Origin of the sequence: Leptospira licerasiae serovar Varillal str. VAR 010, assembly GCF_000244755.1 — a bacterium.
GTDB lineage: Bacteria > Spirochaetota > Leptospiria > Leptospirales > Leptospiraceae > Leptospira_B > Leptospira_B licerasiae.
On sequence record NZ_AHOO02000005.1, the window covers coordinates 1,025,062 to 1,047,844 of the forward strand.

Genomic DNA, 22,783 nt, shown 5'->3' on the forward strand with positions numbered 1-22,783 from the left:
AAAAATAGGATTTTTTAACCTTCTAATCATTGGAAGGTTATGGATTATGAACATCGGAGAAGTCGCCAAATTATCGGGAGTAAACCCGAAATTAGTCCGGCATTATGAATCCATCGGATTAGTGTCCAAACCCATTCGTGCAGACTCCGGATATAGATTGTATTCGGAAAAAGACATACATACATTGAGATTTATCAAAAGGGCGAGAGGTCTTGGATTTTCTCTAGCCGAGATCAAACAGTTACTGGGACTTTGGAAGAATAAATCTAGGGCAAGCGCTCAGGTAAAATCTTTAGCCATGGCGCATGTAAAAGAAATGCAGGCCAAAATTTTAGAATTACAATCCATGTGCGATACACTCACTCATTTAGCGAAACATTGTCATGGAGATCATAGACCGGATTGTCCTATTTTAGAGGAGTTAGAAGGGGATTAAGATACAATTAGGAATATAGATAAATGTATTCCTAATTGTTTTTCCTGCATAATAGAAGGGATCAAAAATTTTTAGGAGTCTCTGATAAAAGGATTTTTGTTCTCAGCCAGAGTGGTGCTATCCTTCCTATTCGAGTAGCCAAAGCGGTTCCGTATGGAAATCGGTTTTCTTTCCATTCTTTCCGGAAACCTTTGAGGACCAGAGCAGCTGCCTCATTCTCGCTGATTTGGTTCGGAGCAGGAATCCCGTCGTTCTTTACCGCTTCCGTATCCACAAATCCAGGATGTATTGTTTGGATCTTTATATGTTTTATTCCGAAATGTTCCAATTCCATTCTTGCAGTTTCTAAAAAAAGACGTGCCGCTCCCTTGGAAGCAGTATAATCCCCTTGCATAGGGATCCCGAAATAAGTCGCCAATGAGTTCATATGTGAGATCATACATACTTCTTTTTGTTTTTTCATTTGCCTCATAAGAGGAACATAAAAGTTAATTAAAGAAGCATAATTTATATTCATACAGTCTAAGATCGTTTTGGCGGTTGCGGTTAATGTATTGGAAGGAGGTCCGATCCCGATATTAAGTAGAGCTATATCTATCTTTCCATACTTCTTTACTATTTCTTGTATTACAAATTCTGCGTGGGTCTCGTCTCTTCCGTCTCCTGCAAAAGTAATACAATCACTTCCTAATTTTTTGATCTCTTTCGAGACTTCTTGTAAGAGATTTTCTCTTCTTGCAGTAAGTATTATTTTATTTTGGAATTTAGCCAGGGCTAATGCCGTGGCTTTTCCGATACCGGAAGAAGCTCCCGTGATTAAAATTACCTTGTTTTTGTAGTCCATACGAACCGACCGATGAGAAATAGTTGATTAAAAAGTGAGTAAATGCTCACTTTTGTAAAGTAAAATCTTTTCTTAAATCTTTTCGGAAAAAGGTAAGATTTGGCCTTTGGGTCTTACTTTCCGGATCTGAAAAGAGAATGCCTCATAAAATAGAATGAAACAGTTACGGAAACTAAAGCCGAGATAAGGAACATACTTTTAGGTCCGGAATAAAACCAGATCAACCCACCTAGATTACTTGCAATCAATGCGGCAATACTATTCAAACCGGCAAATGTTCCGATAGCCGAGGCTGAATCTGTAGTGGGTGTGATATTTGTGATCAACGCCTTTGAAATCCCTTCCGTGCTAGCGGCATAGACCCCGTATAAGAAGAATAAGGAATAAAAATGGATCTTGTCTTCCGCAAACGCCATTCCTCCATATACTAAAGCAAATACGAGTAAACCGAAGACCAAAGTGGGTTTGAGCCCGATCTTGTCTGCTAAGATGCCTGCAGGAAGAGAAGATAAAGCGTAAATTAAATTATAAAATATGTATATTCCGATTACTTGAGAATCTTCTAAACCTTTACTTTTTGCCATTAGTAGAAGAAAAAGGTCGGAGCTATTAACTAGTCCGAAGAATAAAAGTCCGATCACTAATTTTTTATATGAGATAGGAGCGTTCTTCCAATAGATAAAATATGAGAGAAAGTTCGATTTCCCTTGTGTAGGCGGTTTAGTTTCGTTCTTTTCGTTTAGGAGGCCCGAGATCAGAAATGCGGAGAGTCCGGGGATCGCTGCTATAAAAAATAGAACGGAATAATTTTCCGGATAAAAATATAAAAATACTAAAGCGAATACAGGTCCGATTACTGCTCCTAATGTATCCATAGAGCGATGGAATCCGAAAACTGTGCCCTTGGTTTCAGGTGTTGCCTCGTCAGAAAGTAATGCGTCCCTTGCACCTGTTCTGATCCCTTTGCCCAGTCGATCCATAGTTCTGGCTAAGAAGATCCAAAACGGAAAGGTGAAAAATCCCATAATAGGTTTAGAGATTGCGCTTAATAAATATCCGAGCTGAACGAATGGAACTCTCTTACCGTTTTGGTCTGACAGTTTTCCGAAATAACCTTTACTGAGTCCTGCAATCGCTTCTGCAAATCCTTCCAAAACTCCGATCAGTACTACTGAAAATCCGATGCTTTTTAGATAGAGAGGCATAATCGGATACAACATCTCGCTGGATACGTCCGTAAAAAGGCTGATGAACGAAAGGATCCAGACTGCTTTGCTGATTTTTTTCATTTTGCTTCTTTTTGATAAATGCTAGTTGTATTCCGAGTAAAAAAAAGTATTTTTTAATAAAAGAATCTAGTATCTATTTATGACATGGACGAACATTCACATAGCCAACACAGCCATCATTCGGTAGCGCAAAAAGTTTCCGAACCCGTAAAACCTTTTAGGAAAACGGAATATGTTTGTCCGATGCATCCTGAAATACGCCGAGATCGACCGGGAGATTGTCCGATCTGTGGAATGACTTTGGTGGCTCAAGGAGGGGAACCGGACTCCGAAGCAGAAGATAAGGAGCTCCGTTCCTTATTTAGGAAATTTATATTATCTACGGTCTTTTCTCTTCCGTTATTTTTTTTGGCAATGTCCGAAATGTTTTTTCCTCATTTAGTTTTCGAGTTCACTGTAGGCCTCGGAGATCGTATCCAATTTGTTTTGGCTTCACTCGTATTTTGGGGGCCCGGATTCTTTTTAGTAAGAAAAGGAATTGTCTCTTTCAAGAGTATGAATCTAAACATGTACAGCCTGATCCTAATAGGAGTAGGGGCCGCGTATTTGTTCTCTGTCGCCGCTCTTTTCTTCTCCGATTTTTTCCCTCAGTCATTACACTCTCACGGCAAGGTAGCGCTGTACTTCGAAGCAGCTTCCGTTATTCTTACCTTGGTCATATTAGGCGAATATCTGCAAGCTAGGGCCCAGAGAAGGACTGGAGGCGCTATCCAAGCTCTCTTAGGATTGTCGCCTAAAACGGCTCATCTACTAAACGGAAATTCGGAGAGAGAAATACGAATAGAAGAGATCCGTGTCGGAGACAGACTCCGAGTTAAACCGGGAGAAAAGATCCCAATCGACGGCAAGATAGAAGAAGGTTCCAGCTATGTGGAAGAGTCTATGCTGACCGGAGAACCTCTTCCTGTGAAAAAAGAAAAAGGAGATCGTGTTTTTGGGGCCACTATCAATCAAACCGGAAGTTTTGTTTTAATTGCGGACAAGATAGGATCCGAAACAGCTCTATCACAAATTATTCATATGGTGGAAGAAGCGCAGAGAAGTAAGGCTCCTATACAAGGTTTGGCGGATAGAGTAGCAGGTTGGCTTGTTCCTTTTGTTTTACTGATCTCTGTTCTTACCTTTTGTGCCTGGTATTTTTTCGGTCCGGAACCTTCTCTATCTTATGCAGTTTTAAATTCATTATCCGTTCTGATCATCGCATGTCCTTGTGCTTTAGGACTTGCGACTCCTATTTCAGTAATGGTTGGAGTAGGTATCGGAGCTCAAAACGGAATATTGATACGAAATGCCGAAGCCCTGGAAAAAACCGAAAAGGGAACGGTGCTATTTACCGACAAAACTGGAACATTGACCGAAGGGCGTCCTAGAGTGATCGAGGTCTATCCCGAGAATGAACAGATCCTAAGGTTTGCTGCTGCACTTGAATCTAGAAGCGAGCATCCTATCGCTAAAGCAATCGTTCGTAAAGCCGAAGAGTCGGGACTTATGATCCCGGATGTGATCGATTTTTCCTCGATTACGGGTAACGGAGTCTCAGGCAAAATAGAAGGGAAATCAGTATATGTAGGTAAGAAGAAATATTGGAACGTAAAAGAAGTACCGCAAGATCTTTTAAAGAAAGAGGAGTTCTTTTTAAACCAAGGCAAAACTGTCGTTTGGGTTGCAGACGATCAGAAATATCTAGGTGTCATAACAGTTACTGATCCAATCAAGGAAACTACTCCTAAAGCGGTTTCGGATATAGAAGCTTTTGGTATCCGGATCGTAATGCTAACAGGAGATGCAAAAACTTCCGCCCAAAAAGTGGGAGATCAGATTGGGATTCGAGAGATCTATTCCGAATTAAGTCCGGAAGGGAAGAAGGAGATAGTAAAATCTGCCAAAAAAGAAAACGAGATCATACTGGTGGCTGGGGACGGAATTAACGATGCTCCGTCGCTTTCAGAATCTGATGTAGGGATCGCTATGGGATCTGGAACGGAAATCGCAATCCAAAGTGCGTCCATTACGCTGGTCAAGGGAGATCTATTAGGAATTTCGAAAGCGATCCGTTTAAGTAAGGCGACTATGAATAATATAAAAATGAACCTATTCTTTTCGTTCGCATACAATTTTTTAGGAATACCGATCGCTGCAGGACTACTCTATCCTTTTCTTGGGATATTGCTTTCTCCAATGATCGCAGGAGCTGCTATGAGCCTGAGTTCCGTCTCAGTAGTGATGAATGCGCTTCGTTTAAGAAAAACTAAATTATGACCATTCAAGCGGTAATTGGTCGGACGCTTTCAGGATAGAGGCTTTTTGTCTTTGTCGAAGAATTTTTTGTGGATCAAGTCTTGGATAAGATCTCTGTCTTCCTCGGAGAGGCTGATAAAGATAACATTCGCTTTTTTTCCGGAGACTCGGATTACTTCCGATTCAAGTTCCATATTTTTGCCGTTGATATTTCCGAATAGGATGATCCTGTCTCCCTCGAAAACGGAAGTGCGGGTTTCAATGCCTGCTCCTCCAGTTCCTATATCAACGATGAATACCGGAAATCTTTGGGTCTTACCCTTGACTATGAAATCACCGTCAATGGTGATTTTGACGCGAGCGTTCTTTCTCTTCTGTTGAGAAGGGTCCCGGTATTCGTATTTGTCGTCGAAAAGGGAATTAGTGCCCGCCATACGACAATCATGCAGAAGTTCGAAATTCAGTCAAAGTGAAATTGTAATCTTCTTCAGGTCCGTCTTCGCAGGGCTGAGAATTCTTATAAGAGAAATAAACAGAAGCTCCATCCAAAACAATTACGGTCCTGGAAACGGAATGTGCGTCTCTTCTGTGCATACAAGGCGATAGAGCGCCTTGTTCCGGTAGATGAGAAGATAAGAATGACTTTGCGATGTTTGTAAAACCTGTGGCATCCGGATGGGAAGAAGGACGAAAATTCGAATCGAATGTTTCTCTTCTGACTACTTGGGCCTTGGGTCCTTGTGTGAAAGAGCTTCCAAATACTGTAAATGTTTCGGAGTCCGTTTCTGTTTGGTACGTTTTACCGTCCCAGATAAAAATTTCGGTCTTCTCTCTCCTTACCTTGAATAGTTTGAATGGATAATAATTTTCCAACTCGGTGTTTGTATAAGATTCAGGCGTTCTTTCTCCGAGTAGAATTGAACGGACTAACAGCCCTCTACTCACAGGATTGCGTAGCAGCTTTAATGTAGCCTCGTAATAATTTAATAGACAGATGATCTCTCCCGATTGGGTAACTCCGATCCAAGTGCCTCCCGCTTCTCCGTCGATCGGTGCGATCGCTTTTCCTGAATTGGATTCGAGTAACTGAGGAGAGAGAGAAGGTTTTCTTTTGAAAGACTCGTCTCTGTTAAATCCGATTCCGAGTATTCCTTTATTTGGATCTCTATAGATCAGTGATGTGCACATTTTATTTTCCTACGCTCAAAAAGAAATCTACTCTTTCGTTTCGATCCACTTCATAAGCTCCGTTACCAGGGATCAAAGGTAATGTTTCTCCATAGCCTCTGTATCTATATCGCCCGAATTCATAATCTTTTCCGAATAAGGATTGGAATACTTTTTTAGCTTTTTCTTCGGAAGCCCTTAGATTGAATTCGTCATCTCCTCTGTGAGATGTGTGGATCTGTAACTCTACTTTGTATCCTGGAAATTTACTTAAGACGGATTTTAGTTTAGAAGGTAATGTCCACCATTTGTCCTCGTAGATCCGATTTGGGACAGAGAATCTGAAACCTTCTTTTTCTTTTACTACTAGAATGTCGGTTTTGATATCTCCTAACTCTAATTCTTCTTCTCCGCCGAATACGTCTTTGTAAGAGAGAACAAATCTGAGTTCCGCGAGAGATCCGATTCTTCTGCCTTGATCGTCCAAACCGTACCAGATTAATTTGTCCGGGCCGTTCCCGATCCCGTTCCAGCTTCGTACGATCCGTTCTTCTTGTTTGTCACCGTCGTAATAGGATTCCATAATATTAATCTTCCAGGATACGATCGGAAGTCCTTTGGATCTTAAGCGGATCTCAACCAGATCTTTTTGCCAGTCTCCATCGGGTGTAAATCCGCTAGGTGAAACATCGTAGGAAAATTTAGGTTTTTGGTCCGAAAGCTGGAATTTTTTAGGAATGCTTGTGTACTTATCGTATCTGTTGAATACCGTTAGACGATATAGATAAGTTCCGGGACCTAAAGGTTTGTTTTCTTTGTTTTTAGGCTCCCAAATAAGCTCAGCGGGAGGTTCTCCCAGTGATTTTTGAGAGAAGACGATATTATCTTCTTTTGCTTCGTTCTTGAAAATTTCCAATTCATAAGAATCGGATTTTAATCTGGAGGAAACATATGAGTTAAATTTAATGCGATTCAAAGGATTGTTCGGATCGGAAGGAAATAGATCCCCTTCTACATTTAGATCCACCCCGAAAGAATCGTTTTTAACCGTCAGGTTCTCGATCTTATCGATTGATTCGTTTCCTGCAGGATCTCTTCCGGTGAGTTTATAAGTATACAAACCTGGAGGAACAGATTTACCGTTGGAATCGGTTCCGTCCCATACGAGTTGGAAAGGAACTTCTCTATATCTCCATGTATAAGCTTTTAGCGACCTACCTTCAAAATCCAAAAATTCTCCGATAAAGATGTCCGCAGATTCTCCGGAGGTTTTTTGCTGTATAATGATCTTGGATAAATTTCTGTCTTCGCTTAATAATAACTTTGTCTTACAATTCGCCTCCGCTTTGGGAGGTCTTGCATCCAAGTAGAATGTGGACTCTTCGGAAAGTATTCTTTCTTTGTTTGCTGTGAGCAAAAATAACTGATAGGTATAATATCCATCGCCCACCGGAATTCCGTTCTCGTTCTCTCCATCCCATTCCAGGATAGAAGGTAGATAAATATCTTCCGGAGCGAATTCATTCTCGTCTGAAAATAGTGTGAATCCTTTTTTGCGGATCTTGCTCGCTTCGAATTTTTTTACGGTTTCTCCGGAGGCGCTTCTGATAGTCAATTCCCAGTCTTGCAGTTTTGGTAAGGAAGAAGTTTGTATCTTGAATCGTAAAATATCGGAGACTCCGTCCCAGTTCGGAGAGAAGGAGCCGGATTCCGTGCTAATGAGCGAGTTTGCAGAAGCGGAAGAGGAGTATAGAATTCCTAAGAGGACTAAAAAAGGAAAAAATTTTCCGAACATGCTACTAGGAAATTCCTTCCGAGAAAAAATGCACTTATGTTTTGTCCTCTAGTTTTCTGTTGCGGATCGAACCCAAATGAGTTCCGGCATCGATTATCTCGGATCTTTCGGTATAACGTTTTAATGCGAATGTGACCGAAGCAAATGCGATCTCTTCCCAAGGGATCTCTTCCGGAGAGAATAGTTTTACTTCTTCCGATTCGGGACTTTCCGAAAATAGTCCGTCCACCAAGTTTGCAAGAAAGAACATATAAACTTGGCTGATATGAGGAATGCTATATACTGAATGAAGGCGGACAATATCTATCTTTGCATTTGCTTCCTCCGAGGTTTCTCTCGCGGCGCCTTCTTCTACAGTTTCCCTGTTCTCTAAAAATCCTGCGGGTAAGGTCCAGTATCCTTTTCTGGGTTCGATTGCACGTTTGCAGAGCAGTATTTTTCCTTCCCAGATAGGAATGGTGCCGACGATTACCTTCGGATTTTGGTAATGTATGGTACCACAATTCTCGCAAACATATCTTGCGAGACTGTCTCCTTCCGGGACTTTTTGGACTACTTCGGAGCCGCAAACGCTGCAAAACTTCATGCTTTAGAAAACCTTCTCCAAGCTAGGATCGCTTCTAGTAGTAACCAAACGGTTAGAAAGATCAAAATTCCTCCGACTGTTGCAAGCAAATAGCTAGGCGACTTGGAGAATAAGAAATCGTAGAAGTTGATGACCATTGCCCAGAGTGTAGCTCCTAATACGAATATCATAGGTATAAAACTGATCCATGTCTTTTTCTTAGAATACAACAGATATATCGTGATTACAAGCAAAGCTAAGCCGGCTAACAATTGATTTGTGGTGCCGAATAGCTTCCAAAGTGCCAACCCCGCCGTGGTTTTTTTGCCACCTTGGTCTATCTGCAAGAACGCAAAAAAACCGATCGCAATGCATGCGATGATGCTGGAAACATAACGATTCCCTAAAGTTTTTTTGATCGTTACCGATCCGAAACTTTCGGCAATCTCTTCTATATTATATCTTAATAGTCTAGTTGCGGAATCGAGGGAAGTTAAAGCGAAGCTTACAACGACAAGTGCGATAAAACCTTGCGCAAAACCTTCGTCAAAACCTAATTGAGAGATAAATCTTCCTGTCCCATAGATATAAGCTCCAACGGAAGGCGCTAAACCCTGGATCCCTGACCAAGACTTATAAAAGGAAGACCATTCTCCTGCGGATGCAAAACCAATCGTGCATGCGACAACCGATGTAAGACCTAACAGAGATTCGCCGATCATACCGCCATATCCGATCACTCTTGCGTCGATTTCCCTATCCAATTGTTTTGCGGTAGTCCCGGAACTTACCAATGCATGGAAACCCGATACTGCTCCGCAAGCGATCGTGATAAACACGAACGGAATAATATCCATGTCCACTTTTTCCGTGCGGATCGCTTCCGCGTTAAAAGAGGAAAATTCTCCGAGGATACTTCCTTTTACGAAACCGAAATAGATAGCAATGATCCCCAAATACAATAAGAAGGAATTGATATAATCCCTACTTTGAAGAAGTAGCCAGACTGGAGTTACGGAAGCCAGAAAAGCATATGCGAGAAGTATAATTTTCCAGATCGGAACTCCCGGCGACTTATCTATATCGTTGAGGCCCGTCCAAGAAAGAATGGAGTCATTCATTCCAAGCACCATTACTACCAAGGTGAGAGCCACTGAAGCGAATGTAAGAGGTCCAAGCTTCATTCCTTTTTTATAATGGAGCCAGCCCACTAAGATCGCAAATAGCATGATCCCTGCGGTAGGAATTACGGCCTCCGGAAAATGACTTCTGAGTTTGATGGGAGAAGAAGGAGTTTCCACCCTAACTTCGGAAGGGTGGACATGGTCCTTTATGCTTGGAGCGCTAGGACTGTTTTGCATTTGTTCAATTTTAGGAGGAGAAGCGATCGGAGCTTGCTTCAACTTAGGATCTGCGGAAAACATTTCTGCAAGAACGATCACGAACACACCCATTGCCAGAGCTACTAAGAAAAAAATGATCGCGTGAAATAAACTCCTAGCTCTCGGTCCTAAAAGATCCTGAGCAACTTGGCCGATCGATTTTCCTTGGTTGCGAACAGAAATTACAATTGCTCCGAAGTCATGGACACAGCCTATAAAAATTGCACCGAATACAACCCAAAGCATCGCAGGCAGCCATCCCCAGATCACTGCCACCGCGGGTCCTAAAATGGGAGCGAGTCCCGCAATGGACGCATAATGGTGTCCGAATAGAACGGCTGGTTTTGTAGGAAGATAATCCACGCCGTCATTGAATTTATGAGCTGGAGTATCACCTACGGTATCTTTGAGTTGGAAGATGGACTTGGATAAAAATCCCGAGTAAAACTTATAACCTAAAAAATAAAGAGTGAAACAACCAAAAACCGCGAGAAGGGGTAACATGTGGGAAAAATCTCGTTTTATGCGGCCTGGATCAAATCTTTTTTCTCGGGAAAATGAATGGACAAACTCGGTTACGGGCAGAGGGTCTAAGTATAGGTTCTCACTTTGAACGCCCGCAGTTTCGATCAGGTCAAATCATCCTTAGAAGACGTAATCTTCGAATTACAGTCCGGGAGCAATGATTGTGAGTGGTTCATTTCCTCCGAAAAACTGATCGAAATTTTAGAGATCCGACGAGAGGACTATTTTAAACTTCTATATGCTCTCAGAGGAGAAAGGGAATACTCTTCTAAGGGGTCCCAAGGATTCACTCAGGACAATGCGGATCTTCTCATTTTATTATTGGAGAAGGTCCTAAAAATAGAAGGATTATCCTACGAGTTCGCCAAAGCCGGAGTGTATTTTGACGACGCTTATCTGGACGAGTTCCGGGCTTATTTGAAAGAGATAGTTCTTTCAAAATTGGAAAGGCACGATCTAGACAAGGAACTCCTACTTTTACTTATCTCCTCCACCAAAAAATTCGAAGACGCATTCGATTCCTACTTCGACGATAAATTCGATCTGCAAAGATTAGTGGATAATGGGATTTCGGAGTTCTTGGACAAAAAAAGTTTTTCTGGAGATTACGGAGCGGACGTATTCTTAAGAAGTCATTTCTTTCAGATCCTAAATACAAAGTTATTTCCGATCCGACAAATCACTTCGGAATATAGGGACCGAGCTTATTACGAAATTTTCGGAAGATTCAGAGAAGAAGAAAGAGAAAAGACTAAAAAGAAAAAATCCAACTTCCGCAAAAAATTCTCCTCTAAGTCGTTTTATGAGGACGAAGATGCAGAGACTCGAGAACATCGCGAGTTTTTAGGACTCGCGGAAGAGTATACGAAAACTGAATTAAAAAATAAATACAAAGAGATGATCAAAAAATATCATCCGGACGTAAACAAAGACGGTCTGGAGATGACACAAAGGATCATCGCTTCCTATAATTTTTTAGTAATGAAAGACCGCTAATTAAGGATTTGTTTCCTTTATAGGCAATACCTTCCACTGGTTATCCGCTTTTATAATATTTCCCGGAACATCTCTTTCCCAAAAACCGTGGACCTTTTCGTTATAGTTCAAATATAATTTTCCGGAGACAATTTTCCAAGCTTTAGGATCCGTTTCATAAGTTTCTCCATCTCTCATTGCGTAAGCACAATAGCCTCCATATTGAGGAGCGAAGCGTTCGGGAGACTTCTTAAAAGATTCCAAATTTTTTTCGGAAGAGAATCTCCAGTCAGCTCCTTTCCAACGATAACTGAATTTAGGATTTCCTTCTTTAGGTTTGGATTCGGTAAAATAGGAAACCGGATCGTAACCGTGAATGGCTGTTTTTCCGTCCTGTTTGAAAACAGGATCCGCGAGTTGTCTACCCGAGCAATTCCACAGAAGTAAAAATACGATCGGTAAAAAATACGACTTGTTCATGTATCCTTCTTCGGATGGAATCGAAATAGGTTACATCGGAGAATATATGTCTTCCATTGGAGTAGGGCTTAGAAAAGAACATTATCCTTATTTAAGAAAAGGTGAACCTGTCAGAATTTCTTGGTTCGAAGCAATCACCGAAAATTATATGGATACACAAGGTCGCCCTTTGGAGATGTTGGAGTCCGTCCGCAAAAATTTTCCGATCGCGCTGCACGGAGTTTCCTTATCTATTCTTGGTGGGAATTTCCCGGATAAAAATTATCTACAAAGATGGAAAGATCTTATCCGATTGATTGATCCGTTCTTGGTCTCTGATCATCTTTGCTGGACGGAACAATCCGGAAATTATCTGCACGATCTTTTGCCTTTTCCATTCACAAAAGAATTTCTACAATTTGCTATAGATAGAGCCGAACAAGTCCAAGAAATTTTAGGAAGAAAGATCTTATTGGAGAATGTCTCCACCTATTTGAGCTTCCCACAGAGCGAAATGCCGGAATGGGAATTTATATCGGAACTTTCCAAAAGAAGCGGATGCGGGATTCTATTAGATATAAATAATATATATGTAAATTCGATAAACCATGGATTTTCCGCATCCGAATATTTAAGTTCAATTCCTTGGGAGAATGTGGGGCAGATCCATCTTGCCGGCCACACCGATACTGGAGAATTCCTATTCGACACTCATTCCAGGCCGGTCGCCAAAGAAGTTTGGGATCTATTCTCTTTGTTCGCAGATAAGATCCGAGGGATTCCGATACTATTGGAATGGGACGAGGACATTCCCAGTTTTCCTGAAATGGAAGAAGAAGCCCTGAAAGCAAAATCGATTATAGGGTCCCTAACTATATGAACCCGGAAGAATTCAGAGAACTTTTTTCGAGCGTCTTATTAGGAAAAGAAGAAGATCCGCTATTGACGGACCAAATACTTCCTGGTGGAAAATTGGATATTAGATCCGCAATTTCCGTTTATCAAAACGCTTATAGCGCTAGATTTACGGAAGCATTGGGAGAAAAATACGAAACAGTCTGGAAAATTTTAGGGGACGAGGACTTTTTTGGAACGGCAAAGAGTTTTATTCAAAAGAATGCATCATATTCTTATAATATATCTAATTATGGAGAGAATTTTCCAAACTTCTTGAAAGAGAATTTTCCGGAACATCCGGTATTAGCGGAAATTGCAAATTTCGAACTTCATGTTTTTAAAATATTCCACCTTGGTAAAAATGATGGGGCCGCCCCGCAAAACGGCTTACTTCAAAGAGAAGCGGAAGATCTAAAGGTTACTTTTCATTCTTCCGTTCTGTTTTTAGAATATTCTTATCCGGTTTATGATCTCTGGAAAACGGAAGATCCGAACGATCTTCCCCGATTTTTAGAAAAACGAAAACAATATTTGGTCCTTGGAAAAAAAGGATCTGATTTATTTGTCTCGGAGATTGGAGAATGGGATTGGTCCTTCGGTAAAAGTTTGTACGAAGGAAAAAGTATCTTAGCATCTTTAGAGATTTCGGGAAATCCCCCGAAAGGACTCGGATCTATTTCCGAATTCCTCTCGGGGATGACCAGAAACGGTTTGGTCGTCCAGGTTAGCTCTTGAATGTGCCTTTCTTGGAATCACATTCTTTCTTAGTAAGAGAGATCCAACCTTCTCCTTTGCAGGAATTTTTTCCGGCACAGCTATGGCCTTTTCCACCGCAGTCACCAGTACCTTTACAAGAATTGATCCCGTAACATTCTCCTTTCGGTTCTTCGGGTTTTGCTTCCTTCTTTTCCGCCATTACTCCGGTGGTAAATAAGCCGGTAAGAGCGGCTCCTATGATCATACTTTTAGTCAGATCGTTCATACTTTCAGATTCTCCAAACGATTTAATAGAGATCGGATCCAAATCATTCGATCCGTTTTCAATTCGATAAGAATGGAAGAAGGTTACGTAAAAAAAAAGAAGAAAGGGAAGGGCGGGAAAAAGTTTAGGAATGTCGGGACCTTCTTCCGAAAGTCCCGATCGTATAAAAAAATTATTCTGGAAGCGCTTCGCCTTCGATACGGATAGAAACTTCTTCTCCGATCAAAAGTCCGCCTTTTTCCAAAGGTTTGTTCCAAGCGATATCAAAATCAGCTCTTTTGATCTTAGTTTCCGCTTCGAAACCTAGGTGAGTGTTTCCCCACGGGTCTTTCGCAGAGCCGGAAAATTTAACTTCTAAAGTAACCGGTTTAGTCACTCCTTTGATAGTCAATTCTCCTTGGACTTTAGAAACTCCGCCTTTTTTAACGGTCGCTTTTTTAGCTTTGAAAGTAAGAGAAGGATGATCGTCTACGTTGAAAAAATCTTTTCCCTTCAAGTGTCCGTCTCTTTTTTCATCGTTAGTGTGAATGGAGGCCGCTTTAATGGTTACGTCTAGGTCGGTAAGGGTACCGGTAGCTTCGTCGTAAGCGAATTTTCCGCTGAAGTCTTTAAAACTTCCGGATACGTTGGAAATGGTAAGGTGTTTGATCTTGAAGCCAACGCCGGTATGAGCGTTATCTAATTTGAAATTTCCTGCTTGAAGACCGCCGAAAGTTAAAAGCACCAGAAGGCTAGGGACTAGATAAAGTTTCGTTTTCACGAGTGATTTTCTCCTTTGAGAATGTTTGGGTTTTAGACTGATCTCCCGGTGTAATTATTGGAATTACAAGTAAAAATACAAAATTTATTTCGAAAAACTAGAAAGGTGGTGTTTGTACCGGCAAGAATTCGTTTCATAAATTAGGGGGTGGGGGATGCTTGCCTTCGATCATGAAGATAACCGGAATTTCAAAAGGATTCTTTCTATTTAGCGTATTTTATTTTGGGATCCTAATTTTACTAAAACCATGGGAGGCGCTTTTTTCGGATCAGTTTTTGAAATACCACCAAGCTTATTCCATGTTCCAATCCGGTTTCAGCACCGAAAATCTGATCTATCCCTCTTTGGATCTGGATCCTAAATACAGTTATTTTCTTTGGAAGGCCCCAATGGTTTTCCAGATAGGCGACAGAATGATCGGTCAATATCCGATCTTTCTCACTCTTCTGATCGCACCTTTTTTAGTTTTCGGATGGGTCCCGATCGTTTCCATTTTGATGGGAATATTCAATCTGATCTCTGCTTTTATTTTGAGAAGGTTCTGGGATCTCTCCTGGTTCTGGCTGGTATTCACTTTTTTCGGGACTTATATCTTTTTGATGGGCCCCGAACTTTCGGAACATCCTCCTCTTCTTCTTTTAGAATTAATCGGACTCACTTTCTTTTATAAAACGGAAGATAAGATTTCGAATAAACTGATCGGGGGAATCGCTCTAGGACTTGGTGTTTGGTTAAGGCTAGAAGTTCTGATCTTCTTTGTAGTCTTCTGGACCGCAGGTTGGATTGCTTTCGGGAAAGATTGGTGGAAAAAATCTTTTTGGTTCTCTGTATCTTTTTCCTTAGTTGTACTCCTTTTATTCTTATTCCATACTTTGGATTACCAGCATCCGATCGGACCTAGATATTTCCAAAATTTTAATACAGGAGAAGACCAAGGCACGGTTCTTTCCAGGGCTTTTACGATCCTGATCGGGACTTATTCTATGCCTGGGCTTTTGGTCTATTTGCCTATACTTCTTCCTCTTCTTTATTTTTTCGTAAAAAGGTCCAAAGAAGGAAAGATCCAAGCGTCATTTTTCCATTTAGGGATCAGCGCTTATGTGTTTGTCATATTGATCGCTTTTTTAGCCCCGAACGACGGGGTTTCCAATTGGGGACCAAGATATGTAGGACTTGCATTGATCCCATTTGTTTTAGTTTTGAAAGATATTACCGAGGTTTCCGAATGGAAACTAGGAAGATCGGGTAAAAATTTAGCGTTTTCCATTTTACTATTTTATTCTTTCGGAATGACCCTTGCAGGTTTTGTGAATTACCAAAGAAGTTCCAAGGAGATCCGAGCTATCCGCTCCATTTATGTGGATTCCCAGGCTACTAGTTTATTGTTCCTGGACGATGTACTTTGTGGATCTATAGGGCCTTCTTATTTCCAAAAAAGAGTATTATGTATTCATAATGAAACTTCCGGGCAAGGAATGGATCATATCGTCTCTTTCCTTTCTAAAAAACATCCGGGCGAAAAAGTAGGATTTATCTCTTATTCAGACGCTGTGGTGGAATATGCCGCAAAACTTCCCGAGTCCAATAATGTCTTGATGCACAAATATCGCATGAAAGTACTCGCAGAGGCGGAGATACGTCCCGTTTGGATGGAATTATTCAGTCATGCTTGGAAAGAGAAAGAAGTGAAAACGAAAGGTCTTTGGGAATATCGAGAATACGAAATTCCCAAAGAACAAAATGGAATATTAAGAAAATAGATTGTATCTTAGGATACAATAGATGGCTCTAAATCCGTCTTTCCAACCTATCTTTTTGCCTTCTGCGTAAGTGCGTCCGTAATAGGAGATCCCTACTTCAAAAATCCGAATGTCCGGAATTTTGGAGATCTTTGCAGTAATCTCAGGTTCGAATCCGAAACGATTCTCTTTAATATCGATCCCTTGGATCACTTCTCTACGGAATGCTTTATAGCAGGTTTCCATATCGGTCAGATTAATGTTCGTGAACATATTGGAAAGAGTGGTCAAGAATAGATTTCCGAGTCTATGCCAGTAGTATACGACTCTGTGAGCTCTTCCTCCCATAAATCTGCTTCCGAAAACTACATCCGCTTTTCCCTTGTAGATCGGATCGATCACATCCGGAATTTCGAACGGATCATATTCCAGATCTGCGTCTTGTACTATGACTATATCACCTTTGGCGGCCTTGAATCCCGTACGGAGCGCTGCACCTTTTCCCTGGTTTTTTTCGTGGAATACGAGTTGGTCCACCAACTTCTTAAAAGGAGCTGTCTTTAGGAGCTCCCTCGTTCCGTCCGTGGAAAAATCGTCCACAAGTATGATCTCCTTATCCTTGTAAGGGACCTTTTTTACGGTTTCTAGAATATTTTTGATGGTATGTTTTTCGTTATAACAGGGAATTACGATGGAAAGTTTCATTTAGCGTCCAGACCGACTAAGTCGCTCATCCGGAAATCCCGGATGATATTTTCGGCTTTAACGATTATTTTTTCCAATGCGATGCCGAAAAGTAAATTCTTATACGCTTCCGAAGCTTTCGGATAGTCTCTATCGTTGACTTGTACGGTCATTCTGTCGCTGACCCTGTTTTTCTCCACACATTCCAGCGCTGTCTTTCGGAGAGCAGCGAGTGCTATGCATACTTCTTTCAGAATGTTCTGGGAGTCCCTTTCCATTGCAGATTGATTTCCGTTCGCATCTAATAAAGCCTTTATATGCTCTGAAATACGAAGAGAAGGCATCCCTCTCTTAGTGACTCCTACCCTTTCGATCATGGAGATACTATCTTGGAAGGCGGAATATTCAGGAGTTCCTCTAAATATATGAACTAGGACCGGAAGGTCGGTTTCCGCGAAGGAAGTCATTGCACCGTAAAAATATCTCATTTCCGGTCTGGCTAATGGGTGGAAATCCACCCTTTGGTATTTGGAAAGTTTCTCTTCTTGTTCGTCCAGGATACGATTGATCGTTTCTCCCTTGGAGGCGTTCCTTCTTTCCGTAAGTTCTTTGTGTTTAGTTTTGATCTTTTCCAGAAAGTCCACTTCGTCTTTCAGGAAATTGTCCAGATTTCCCCTATGTTTCAGGGTTTGGATGTAACGATCCTCGAAACCTTTGGCGTCGAAAATTTTAGGACTTTGTTTTGCCCCTTCCCGGTATTCGGTTCGGAGTTTTTCTACGATTGTTTTTATCTCTTGATCGCTAAGTGCCATGCAAAAGGTTTCTATCCTTCGCTATCGGCCCATTTTTGCAAGGAGATAAGTAGGGCTCCTATATCTTCCGAGCAATATAATAATGCACTTCTGGCGTCCTTATACATCTGCTGTTGGTTATAGGCCACTTGTTTCAGATGGTTTTCGTTTTTAGTATTCAGTACGTTTAAGGCATTCAAGACCATTTTTTTGAGCTTTCTTGCCAGATCCAAGAGAAGTTCCTGCATTTCCCAGCGGATCACTAGTTTTAATTTTTCCATATCGGAAGTTTTGGACTGTAATGCCTGTTTACGATGAGACTCGTATTTTGCCACATAATAGGTGACGGATCTAGGATAAGAAGTCAGCTCTTTGTGATAGTTCAATATCTTATCTAACTTTTGGAAGAATTCTATATCGAATTCTCTCCCCAAATTCCCTACTATGTTCTTGTTCTCGGAAGGATCTCCGGTCGCCTCGAAAATTTTAGAATTTCGAATATTGTTTAATACGGATTCGATCCTATCCTTTATCTTCTGGAATTGTTGAACGCTATCTTCTATATATTTCGTTTCTCTGTTGGAGCCTGCTTCTATATTTTCTATAAAAACCGGAGCATCTTCTTTTCCGGCATTAGTCGCAATTCCTGCATCGGAAATATTCAGGTCAACTTTGGAAAGATCGAATATATCGTTTTGGACAGAATTCATTCTGGCAGATAGATCCGGACCTTCGGAAGGAGCGATGTCTAATTCTTTTTGAGCGTTAGCTGCAAAAGCAGGTTTTTCGGAATTTGCGGAGCTCGGCTTACTATGTTTTGTTTTTTCAGCCAGATGCTCCACCCACTCAGCACTAGGATGTTTGGTACTTTTAAGAAGATTGGATAATTTCTGTAGATCTAAAGGATTGGATGTAGCCTTAGGATTTACTCTGCCTAATTTAGGTTTATTCGCTTCCGCTTCGGAAGCTTTTTGAAGAGTGATCCGAATGATTTCCGCTTTTCTGCTCTCTTTGTTGAAACGAACCGCATAACGGTTCCCGTTCCTGTCCAAATATTTGGTCCCTAATTGAGCCAAAGAAAGTTTATTAGGATCGATCTCGTCGATCGAGTTCACAATGATATAGTCTTGTGCTTGTCTAGATATCATGCGATGCGTCCTTGGATATCCTAATAGGACGAACAATTAATTTCCAATCTTTCGGATTACAAAAAATAGGAGTAAAATCCTTCTAAGCAAAGCAAAAAATTCTTCATAATCTTAGTTTAGTAAATTTATTTCAGATATACCTCGTTTAAGGTAGAAGTCCGGTTTAATGCCAATTGTTGGAACTCCAACATGGAGATTGCTCTAGTCATTATTTAAGAACAAATAACGCAATCTTCAAATTCGAAGTCGATGCCGACAGAAAAGAACGGTTCTTCTGCTTAATCGCCGAGACTTGGGCGGATCTTTATGCGACAGCGATCGTAGCGGAAATCCCGCGAAGCGGATTGGAGCGTAGAGCGCGACGCGAGCAAAGCGAAGCGAGTCGCCCTTCATTCGAACAAAAGACGTAAAAGCTCGTTGACAGGCTGCCTGGGTACGAAAATCTGGGTTTAATCCCTTTAATAGGAAGTAGAGATCCTTGGCGAATATTAAATCTTCAGAAAAAGATATCCGTAGAACGAAACGCAGAAATGCGGCGAATTCTCAAAACAGGAATCGCCTTAGGACCCAAGCTAAAAAGATCCTAAAAGCGCTCCAAGACGGAGAGAAAGACTCCTTAAAATCTTTGTTCAGTCAATATTCTTCTCTTCTGGACAAAGCTGCGAAAACCAACCTGATCCACTCTAGAAATGCTGACCGCAAAAAGAGTCGGATGGCATTGCGTATCAATCAGGCTGCAACCGCATAATAACCGTAATAATAACGGGCGATTAGCTCAGCTGGGAGAGCGCCTCCCTTACAAGGAGGATGTCGGCAGTTCGATCCTGTCATCGCCCATGTTCTCATCCCAATTCATAAAACATTCCCCGGAATCATGGCTCTAAATCATCAAAAACCTGTCTTCCAACACCCGGATTTGATGGTTTCTGTATCCGGAATCCGGGGAATCATTCCCACCGGATTAAGCCCTGACGTCATTTTCCATTCACTTATGGCCTTTGGGTCCAGACTCAAAGGAAATTCAGTCGTTATCGGAAGAGATTCTCGTCCGAGCGGCGCTTATATAGAAAATATCGCGATCGGGATCATGCTCGCAATGGGCAAAAATGTGATCCGTTTGGGGATTGTTCCAACTCCAACTGTCAAGGCAGTTGTGGCTCAGTCTGGAGCTGCCGGCGGGATCATGATCTCTGCTTCTCATAACCCGGTGATCTGGAATGCATTTAAATTTATAGGACCTGGCGGATTTTTTACCAATGCGCAGGATTTGGAAGGTCTCTTGGATCTTGTCCGAAAAGAGGACTACAAACCTTTCCAATTCAAACCGAATACCGATGTAGAAGATGGGACCGACAGGATCCAAGCACATATCGACTCAGTTTTGGCCCGAGTGGATGTTTCCGCCATCAAACGTAAAAAGTTTACCGTATTTTTGGACGCTGTTAACGGCGGTGGAAGTTTCGTTTTACCCGAATTGTTAAGGCGCTTGGGTTGTAAGGTAATTTTGCAACATTGTACTCCTGATGGAACGTTTCCTCGTCCGCCAGAGCCTACACCTGAGGCGCTTAAACAATCTTCTCGTCTGATCAAAAAATCCAAAGCAGATATAGGTTTCGCTTTGGACCCTGACGCGGATAGACTTGTAGTTTTATCTCCTAAAAAGGGAGCTATCTCGGAAGAATTAACTCTTCCGCTTAGCTTTATGTCCTACCTTGCTTATAATTCGATTCCTAAGAAGGCATCGATCACCGTGAACCTCTCCACAAGTTTTGTGAACGATTGGGTCGCAGATTCCGTTGGAATTCCGACTTATCGATCTAAGGTGGGAGAAGCGAACGTTGTGGCAGAAATGATACACCGTAAGTCTGTTTTTGGTGGAGAAGGGAACGGAGGAGTCATCGATCCGGCGATCCCTTCTTTCGGAAGAGACTCTCTTTCCGGGGTGGCTCATATACTGAATCTGCTTGCCCTAAAGGGGGAAGATGCTGAAACTGTGATAGGTAGTCTTCCTGCGGTCCATATGCGCAAGATCGCCTATAAGATCGCAGGGCAGAAGACGGAGCAGATTTATTCTAAGTTTCGCAGCGCCTTCTCCGAATATAAAGAAGATTCGAGAGACGGTTTACGTTTAGCAAACCAGGACTCTTGGATACATATTCGACCTTCGAATACCGAGCCGATCCTCCGGTTGATTGGAGAGGCCAGAACCAAAAAGGATCTGGAATCCCTTTTAAATAAAGCCGGAAAGATCATGGAGAATTCATAATATATGTGTGGAATCGTAGGATACGCTGGCGATAAGAACGTAGAATCCGTACTCATAGTAGGGCTCATCGGTTTGGAGTATCGTGGATACGATTCGGCCGGTATCGCGGTCCTGGACAAGGGAGAGATCCAAGTCCGTAAACAAAAAGGCAAAATTAAGGATCTGGAAAATTACCTAAAGGAACATCCGATCCGAGGTAATGTCGGGATCGGCCATACTCGCTGGGCCACTCATGGCGAACCGAATCAGATCAACGCTCACCCTCATACAGATTCCAAATCTACCGTTGCAGTAGTTCATAACGGGATCATAGAAAATTACTCGGAACTCAGACAAGAGCTCAAACAAAAAGGTTTCGTATTCCATAGTATGACGGATACCGAAGTCATTCCCAATCTTTTGGCTGAGAGCAGAAAAAGAGGATTATCCAACAGAGAAGCCTTTTTAGAATTATTTAATAGAGTTCATGGCAAATGGGCAATTGCAGCCGTGTTCGACAACGAGCCGGATCGTGTGTATTTCGCACAAGACGGAGCGCCTTTACTATTAGGAAAAGGTAAGGAAGAATATTATCTAGCTTCAGATATTTCTCCTCTTACTAGGAATTGTAGAGAAGTTTATTATATCAACTCCAAAGAATGGGGATACTTTACAAAAACTGAATGTAAGATCTTCGGATTCGACGGCTCCGAAAAAGAATTCGAATTTAAGACCCAAGATATCAAGTTTGAGGACGTGGACAAGGGCGGTTATCCTCATTTTATGATCAAGGAGATCCATGAGCAACCGGGGATCTTCCGTAGGATCATCCAATCCCGTATCAGCGAAAGTGGAGAGATAGAATTTCCTGAGAGTACAATCTCCAGAGAGATGATGTCCAAAGTAAATCGGATCATTATCCAAGCTGCAGGGACCAGTTATTATGCAGGAATGCTCGGAAAACATTATTTGGAGAATTTCGCAAAGATCCAAACAGATACTGAAACTTCTTCCGAGTTTCGTTATAGAAATCCTGTAGTCGAAGGCGATACTCTGATCGTGGGGATTTCTCAGTCCGGAGAAACTGCGGATACTCTTGCCTCTCTCTTGGAAGCAAAAGCAAAGTTCATCAAAGTACTTTCTTTGGTGAATAATGTGAACTCTACGATCGCAAGAGAATCGGATTCATTCATCAGAACGGATGCTGGACCTGAGATAGGTGTCGCGAGTACAAAAGCATTTACCGCGCAGGTAATCAACCTTCTTCTTTTTTCATTATATGTGGCTCGTTTGAAATGGATCGTTTCCGACGAAGAATTGAAAACCCTCTTGGAAGAGATCCGACTTCTTCCGGGTAAAATGGAAAGGATCTTAGCTCAGGCTCATATACTGGAAACTTGGGCCGCGGATTTTACTAAGACCAAAGACTTTGTATTCTTAGGTAGGACTTACAACCATCCGGTAGCCTTAGAAGGTGCTTTAAAATTAAAAGAGGTCTCTTATATCCATGCTTCCGGTTATGCGGGTGGGGAATTCAAACACGGACCGATTGCGCTGATTACGAACGAAGTGCCGGTTGTATGTATCGCGACCAAATCAGAAATTTATAGCAAAATGCTTTCCAATATTCAGGAAATCAAAGCCCGAAACGGTATTATTATCTCTATCGTAACGGAAGGGGATAGGGAGGCAAAAGAGCTTTCGGACTACTGTTTTGAAGTTCCGGACTGTCCGGAAATTTTAAGTCCGATCCTGAATGTTCTTCCTCTCCAACTTCTGGCCTATTATTCTGCCGTGGCTAGGGGTTGTCCTCCGGACCAACCTAGAAACCTAGCGAAGTCCGTCACAGTGGAGTAGTGAGC

22 protein-coding genes and 1 tRNA gene are annotated in these 22,783 nt (G+C 41.8%); 10 read left to right on the forward strand and 13 right to left on the reverse strand.

Annotated features, from left to right (window positions below):
* Window positions 1–46 precede the first annotated feature (46 nt).
* A complete protein-coding gene (gene cueR, locus LEP1GSC185_RS05220; protein WP_008595822.1) occupies window positions 47–436 on the forward strand; it encodes a Cu(I)-responsive transcriptional regulator in 390 nt (129 codons plus the stop codon).
* A 61-nt stretch (window positions 437–497) separates the two neighbouring features.
* Here cueR and LEP1GSC185_RS05225 read toward each other — a convergent pair whose 3' ends face one another.
* A complete protein-coding gene (locus tag LEP1GSC185_RS05225) occupies window positions 498–1,280 on the reverse strand; it encodes an SDR family NAD(P)-dependent oxidoreductase (protein WP_008595588.1) in 783 nt (260 codons plus the stop codon).
* 113 nt (window positions 1,281–1,393) lie between these two features.
* A complete protein-coding gene (locus tag LEP1GSC185_RS05230) occupies window positions 1,394–2,569 on the reverse strand; it encodes an MFS transporter (RefSeq protein WP_008594564.1) in 1,176 nt (391 codons plus the stop codon).
* An 84-nt stretch (window positions 2,570–2,653) separates the two neighbouring features.
* Here LEP1GSC185_RS05230 and LEP1GSC185_RS05235 point away from each other — a divergent pair, with 84 nt between their 5' ends.
* Window positions 2,654–4,828 carry a copper-transporting P-type ATPase gene (locus LEP1GSC185_RS05235; protein ID WP_008596316.1) on the forward strand — a complete coding sequence of 725 codons (2,175 nt, stop codon included), beginning with the start codon at window positions 2,654–2,656 and terminating at the stop codon, window positions 4,826–4,828.
* Between the two features lie 29 nt (window positions 4,829–4,857).
* Here LEP1GSC185_RS05235 and LEP1GSC185_RS05240 read toward each other — a convergent pair whose 3' ends face one another.
* From LEP1GSC185_RS05240 to LEP1GSC185_RS05260, 5 genes are read right to left on the reverse strand one after another with little or no spacing between them, the layout of a single operon-like run.
* Window positions 4,858–5,241: a PilZ domain-containing protein gene (locus LEP1GSC185_RS05240; RefSeq protein WP_008593911.1), complete on the reverse strand. Its 384-nt coding sequence runs from the start codon at window positions 5,239–5,241 to the stop codon at window positions 4,858–4,860.
* A 7-nt stretch (window positions 5,242–5,248) separates the two neighbouring features.
* Window positions 5,249–5,995, reverse strand: coding sequence for an NRDE family protein (locus LEP1GSC185_RS05245; RefSeq protein WP_008593602.1), 747 nt, complete (start codon window positions 5,993–5,995; stop codon window positions 5,249–5,251).
* A gap of 1 nt (window position 5,996) precedes the next feature.
* On the reverse strand, window positions 5,997–7,769 hold the full coding sequence (lsa66, locus tag LEP1GSC185_RS05250; RefSeq protein WP_008595328.1) for a fibronectin-binding adhesin Lsa66: 1,773 nt from the start codon (window positions 7,767–7,769) through the stop codon (window positions 5,997–5,999).
* 34 nt (window positions 7,770–7,803) lie between these two features.
* Window positions 7,804–8,355 carry an NUDIX hydrolase gene (locus LEP1GSC185_RS05255; RefSeq protein ID WP_008594608.1) on the reverse strand — a complete coding sequence of 184 codons (552 nt, stop codon included), beginning with the start codon at window positions 8,353–8,355 and terminating at the stop codon, window positions 7,804–7,806.
* Window positions 8,352–10,220, reverse strand: a complete 1,869-nt coding sequence (locus tag LEP1GSC185_RS05260) for a carbon starvation CstA family protein (protein ID WP_008595722.1) — start codon at window positions 10,218–10,220, stop codon at window positions 8,352–8,354. Before LEP1GSC185_RS05260 ends, LEP1GSC185_RS05255 begins: the two co-directional genes overlap by 4 nt.
* Before the next feature lie 105 nt (window positions 10,221–10,325).
* Between LEP1GSC185_RS05260 and LEP1GSC185_RS05265 the strand changes: the two genes are divergently transcribed.
* On the forward strand, window positions 10,326–11,237 hold the full coding sequence (locus tag LEP1GSC185_RS05265) for a DnaJ domain-containing protein (RefSeq protein WP_008594108.1): 912 nt from the start codon (window positions 10,326–10,328) through the stop codon (window positions 11,235–11,237).
* On the opposite strand, the gene LEP1GSC185_RS05270 is transcribed toward LEP1GSC185_RS05265, so the two are convergent.
* Window positions 11,238–11,696 carry a YHS domain-containing (seleno)protein gene (locus LEP1GSC185_RS05270; RefSeq protein ID WP_008593934.1) on the reverse strand — a complete coding sequence of 153 codons (459 nt, stop codon included), beginning with the start codon at window positions 11,694–11,696 and terminating at the stop codon, window positions 11,238–11,240.
* A gap of 46 nt (window positions 11,697–11,742) precedes the next feature.
* On the opposite strand from LEP1GSC185_RS05270, the gene bufB reads away from it, so the two are divergent.
* Both bufB and LEP1GSC185_RS05280 read left to right on the forward strand, forming a co-directional pair.
* Window positions 11,743–12,555 carry an MNIO family bufferin maturase gene (gene bufB, locus LEP1GSC185_RS05275; RefSeq protein ID WP_008595299.1) on the forward strand — a complete coding sequence of 271 codons (813 nt, stop codon included), beginning with the start codon at window positions 11,743–11,745 and terminating at the stop codon, window positions 12,553–12,555.
* Window positions 12,552–13,307, forward strand: coding sequence for an HvfC/BufC N-terminal domain-containing protein (locus LEP1GSC185_RS05280; protein WP_008594965.1), 756 nt, complete (start codon window positions 12,552–12,554; stop codon window positions 13,305–13,307). Before bufB ends, LEP1GSC185_RS05280 begins: the two co-directional genes overlap by 4 nt.
* Here LEP1GSC185_RS05280 and bufA2 read toward each other — a convergent pair.
* Both bufA2 and LEP1GSC185_RS05290 read right to left on the reverse strand, forming a co-directional pair.
* A complete protein-coding gene (gene bufA2, locus LEP1GSC185_RS05285) occupies window positions 13,297–13,554 on the reverse strand; it encodes a BufA2 family periplasmic bufferin-type metallophore (protein WP_010513772.1) in 258 nt (85 codons plus the stop codon). The genes LEP1GSC185_RS05280 and bufA2 overlap by 11 nt on opposite strands.
* Before the next feature lie 172 nt (window positions 13,555–13,726).
* Window positions 13,727–14,314 carry a YceI family protein gene (locus tag LEP1GSC185_RS05290; protein WP_008594674.1) on the reverse strand — a complete coding sequence of 196 codons (588 nt, stop codon included), beginning with the start codon at window positions 14,312–14,314 and terminating at the stop codon, window positions 13,727–13,729.
* A 170-nt stretch (window positions 14,315–14,484) separates the two neighbouring features.
* Between LEP1GSC185_RS05290 and LEP1GSC185_RS05295 the strand changes: the two genes are divergently transcribed.
* Window positions 14,485–16,074, forward strand: coding sequence for an LA_3751/LA_3752 family putative glycosyltransferase (locus tag LEP1GSC185_RS05295; RefSeq protein ID WP_008595648.1), 1,590 nt, complete (start codon window positions 14,485–14,487; stop codon window positions 16,072–16,074).
* On the opposite strand, the gene LEP1GSC185_RS05300 is transcribed toward LEP1GSC185_RS05295, so the two are convergent.
* Genes LEP1GSC185_RS05300 through LEP1GSC185_RS05310 form a run of 3 tightly spaced genes read right to left on the reverse strand, consistent with a single transcriptional unit; the run spans window position 16,063 to window position 18,676 of the window.
* Complete coding sequence (locus tag LEP1GSC185_RS05300; RefSeq protein ID WP_008594140.1) at window positions 16,063–16,758, reverse strand: glycosyltransferase family 2 protein; 696 nt, start codon at window positions 16,756–16,758, stop codon at window positions 16,063–16,065. The genes LEP1GSC185_RS05295 and LEP1GSC185_RS05300 overlap by 12 nt on opposite strands.
* The gene (locus LEP1GSC185_RS05305) at window positions 16,755–17,549 is read right to left on the reverse strand and encodes a hypothetical protein (RefSeq protein WP_008594185.1); all 795 of its coding nucleotides are present in this window, start codon (window positions 17,547–17,549) and stop codon (window positions 16,755–16,757) included. Before LEP1GSC185_RS05305 ends, LEP1GSC185_RS05300 begins: the two co-directional genes overlap by 4 nt.
* Before the next feature lie 11 nt (window positions 17,550–17,560).
* A complete protein-coding gene (locus LEP1GSC185_RS05310) occupies window positions 17,561–18,676 on the reverse strand; it encodes an LIC_10450 family protein (protein ID WP_008595286.1) in 1,116 nt (371 codons plus the stop codon).
* A gap of 478 nt (window positions 18,677–19,154) precedes the next feature.
* Here LEP1GSC185_RS05310 and rpsT point away from each other — a divergent pair, with 478 nt between their 5' ends.
* From rpsT to glmS, 4 genes are all read left to right on the forward strand, one after another.
* Window positions 19,155–19,424: a 30S ribosomal protein S20 gene (rpsT, locus tag LEP1GSC185_RS05320; protein WP_008594460.1), complete on the forward strand. Its 270-nt coding sequence runs from the start codon at window positions 19,155–19,157 to the stop codon at window positions 19,422–19,424.
* Window positions 19,425–19,440: 16 nt separating this feature from the next.
* A tRNA-Val gene (locus tag LEP1GSC185_RS05325) sits at window positions 19,441–19,513 on the forward strand.
* A gap of 37 nt (window positions 19,514–19,550) precedes the next feature.
* Window positions 19,551–20,942, forward strand: a complete 1,392-nt coding sequence (gene glmM, locus LEP1GSC185_RS05330) for a phosphoglucosamine mutase (protein ID WP_008595839.1) — start codon at window positions 19,551–19,553, stop codon at window positions 20,940–20,942.
* A gap of 3 nt (window positions 20,943–20,945) precedes the next feature.
* The gene (glmS, locus tag LEP1GSC185_RS05335; RefSeq protein WP_008594984.1) at window positions 20,946–22,778 is read left to right on the forward strand and encodes a glutamine--fructose-6-phosphate transaminase (isomerizing); all 1,833 of its coding nucleotides are present in this window, start codon (window positions 20,946–20,948) and stop codon (window positions 22,776–22,778) included.
* Window positions 22,779–22,783 lie beyond the last annotated feature (5 nt).

Bases quoted from the DNA above. Each gene is read 5' to 3' on its own strand.
- glmM (WP_008595839.1), top strand. From the start codon at position 19,551: ATGGCTCTAAATCATCAAAAACCTGTCTTCCAACACCCGGATTTGATG.
- bufB (WP_008595299.1), top strand. From the start codon at position 11,743: ATGTCTTCCATTGGAGTAGGGCTTAGAAAAGAACATTATCCTTATTTA.
- LEP1GSC185_RS05270 (WP_008593934.1), bottom strand. From the start codon at position 11,696: ATGAACAAGTCGTATTTTTTACCGATCGTATTTTTACTTCTGTGGAAT.
- LEP1GSC185_RS05245 (WP_008593602.1), bottom strand. From the start codon at position 5,995: ATGTGCACATCACTGATCTATAGAGATCCAAATAAAGGAATACTCGGA.
- bufA2 (WP_010513772.1), bottom strand. From the start codon at position 13,554: ATGAACGATCTGACTAAAAGTATGATCATAGGAGCCGCTCTTACCGGC.
- LEP1GSC185_RS05260 (WP_008595722.1), bottom strand. From the start codon at position 10,220: ATGTTACCCCTTCTCGCGGTTTTTGGTTGTTTCACTCTTTATTTTTTA.
- LEP1GSC185_RS05280 (WP_008594965.1), top strand. From the start codon at position 12,552: ATGAACCCGGAAGAATTCAGAGAACTTTTTTCGAGCGTCTTATTAGGA.
- glmS (WP_008594984.1), top strand. From the start codon at position 20,946: ATGTGTGGAATCGTAGGATACGCTGGCGATAAGAACGTAGAATCCGTA.
- LEP1GSC185_RS05240 (WP_008593911.1), bottom strand. From the start codon at position 5,241: ATGGCGGGCACTAATTCCCTTTTCGACGACAAATACGAATACCGGGAC.
- LEP1GSC185_RS05225 (WP_008595588.1), bottom strand. From the start codon at position 1,280: ATGGACTACAAAAACAAGGTAATTTTAATCACGGGAGCTTCTTCCGGT.
- LEP1GSC185_RS05295 (WP_008595648.1), top strand. From the start codon at position 14,485: ATGAAGATAACCGGAATTTCAAAAGGATTCTTTCTATTTAGCGTATTT.
- LEP1GSC185_RS05300 (WP_008594140.1), bottom strand. From the start codon at position 16,758: ATGAAACTTTCCATCGTAATTCCCTGTTATAACGAAAAACATACCATC.
- LEP1GSC185_RS05235 (WP_008596316.1), top strand. From the start codon at position 2,654: ATGGACGAACATTCACATAGCCAACACAGCCATCATTCGGTAGCGCAA.
- lsa66 (WP_008595328.1), bottom strand. From the start codon at position 7,769: ATGTTCGGAAAATTTTTTCCTTTTTTAGTCCTCTTAGGAATTCTATAC.
- LEP1GSC185_RS05305 (WP_008594185.1), bottom strand. From the start codon at position 17,549: ATGGCACTTAGCGATCAAGAGATAAAAACAATCGTAGAAAAACTCCGA.
- LEP1GSC185_RS05310 (WP_008595286.1), bottom strand. From the start codon at position 18,676: ATGATATCTAGACAAGCACAAGACTATATCATTGTGAACTCGATCGAC.
- LEP1GSC185_RS05255 (WP_008594608.1), bottom strand. From the start codon at position 8,355: ATGAAGTTTTGCAGCGTTTGCGGCTCCGAAGTAGTCCAAAAAGTCCCG.
- cueR (WP_008595822.1), top strand. From the start codon at position 47: ATGAACATCGGAGAAGTCGCCAAATTATCGGGAGTAAACCCGAAATTA.
- LEP1GSC185_RS05230 (WP_008594564.1), bottom strand. From the start codon at position 2,569: ATGAAAAAAATCAGCAAAGCAGTCTGGATCCTTTCGTTCATCAGCCTT.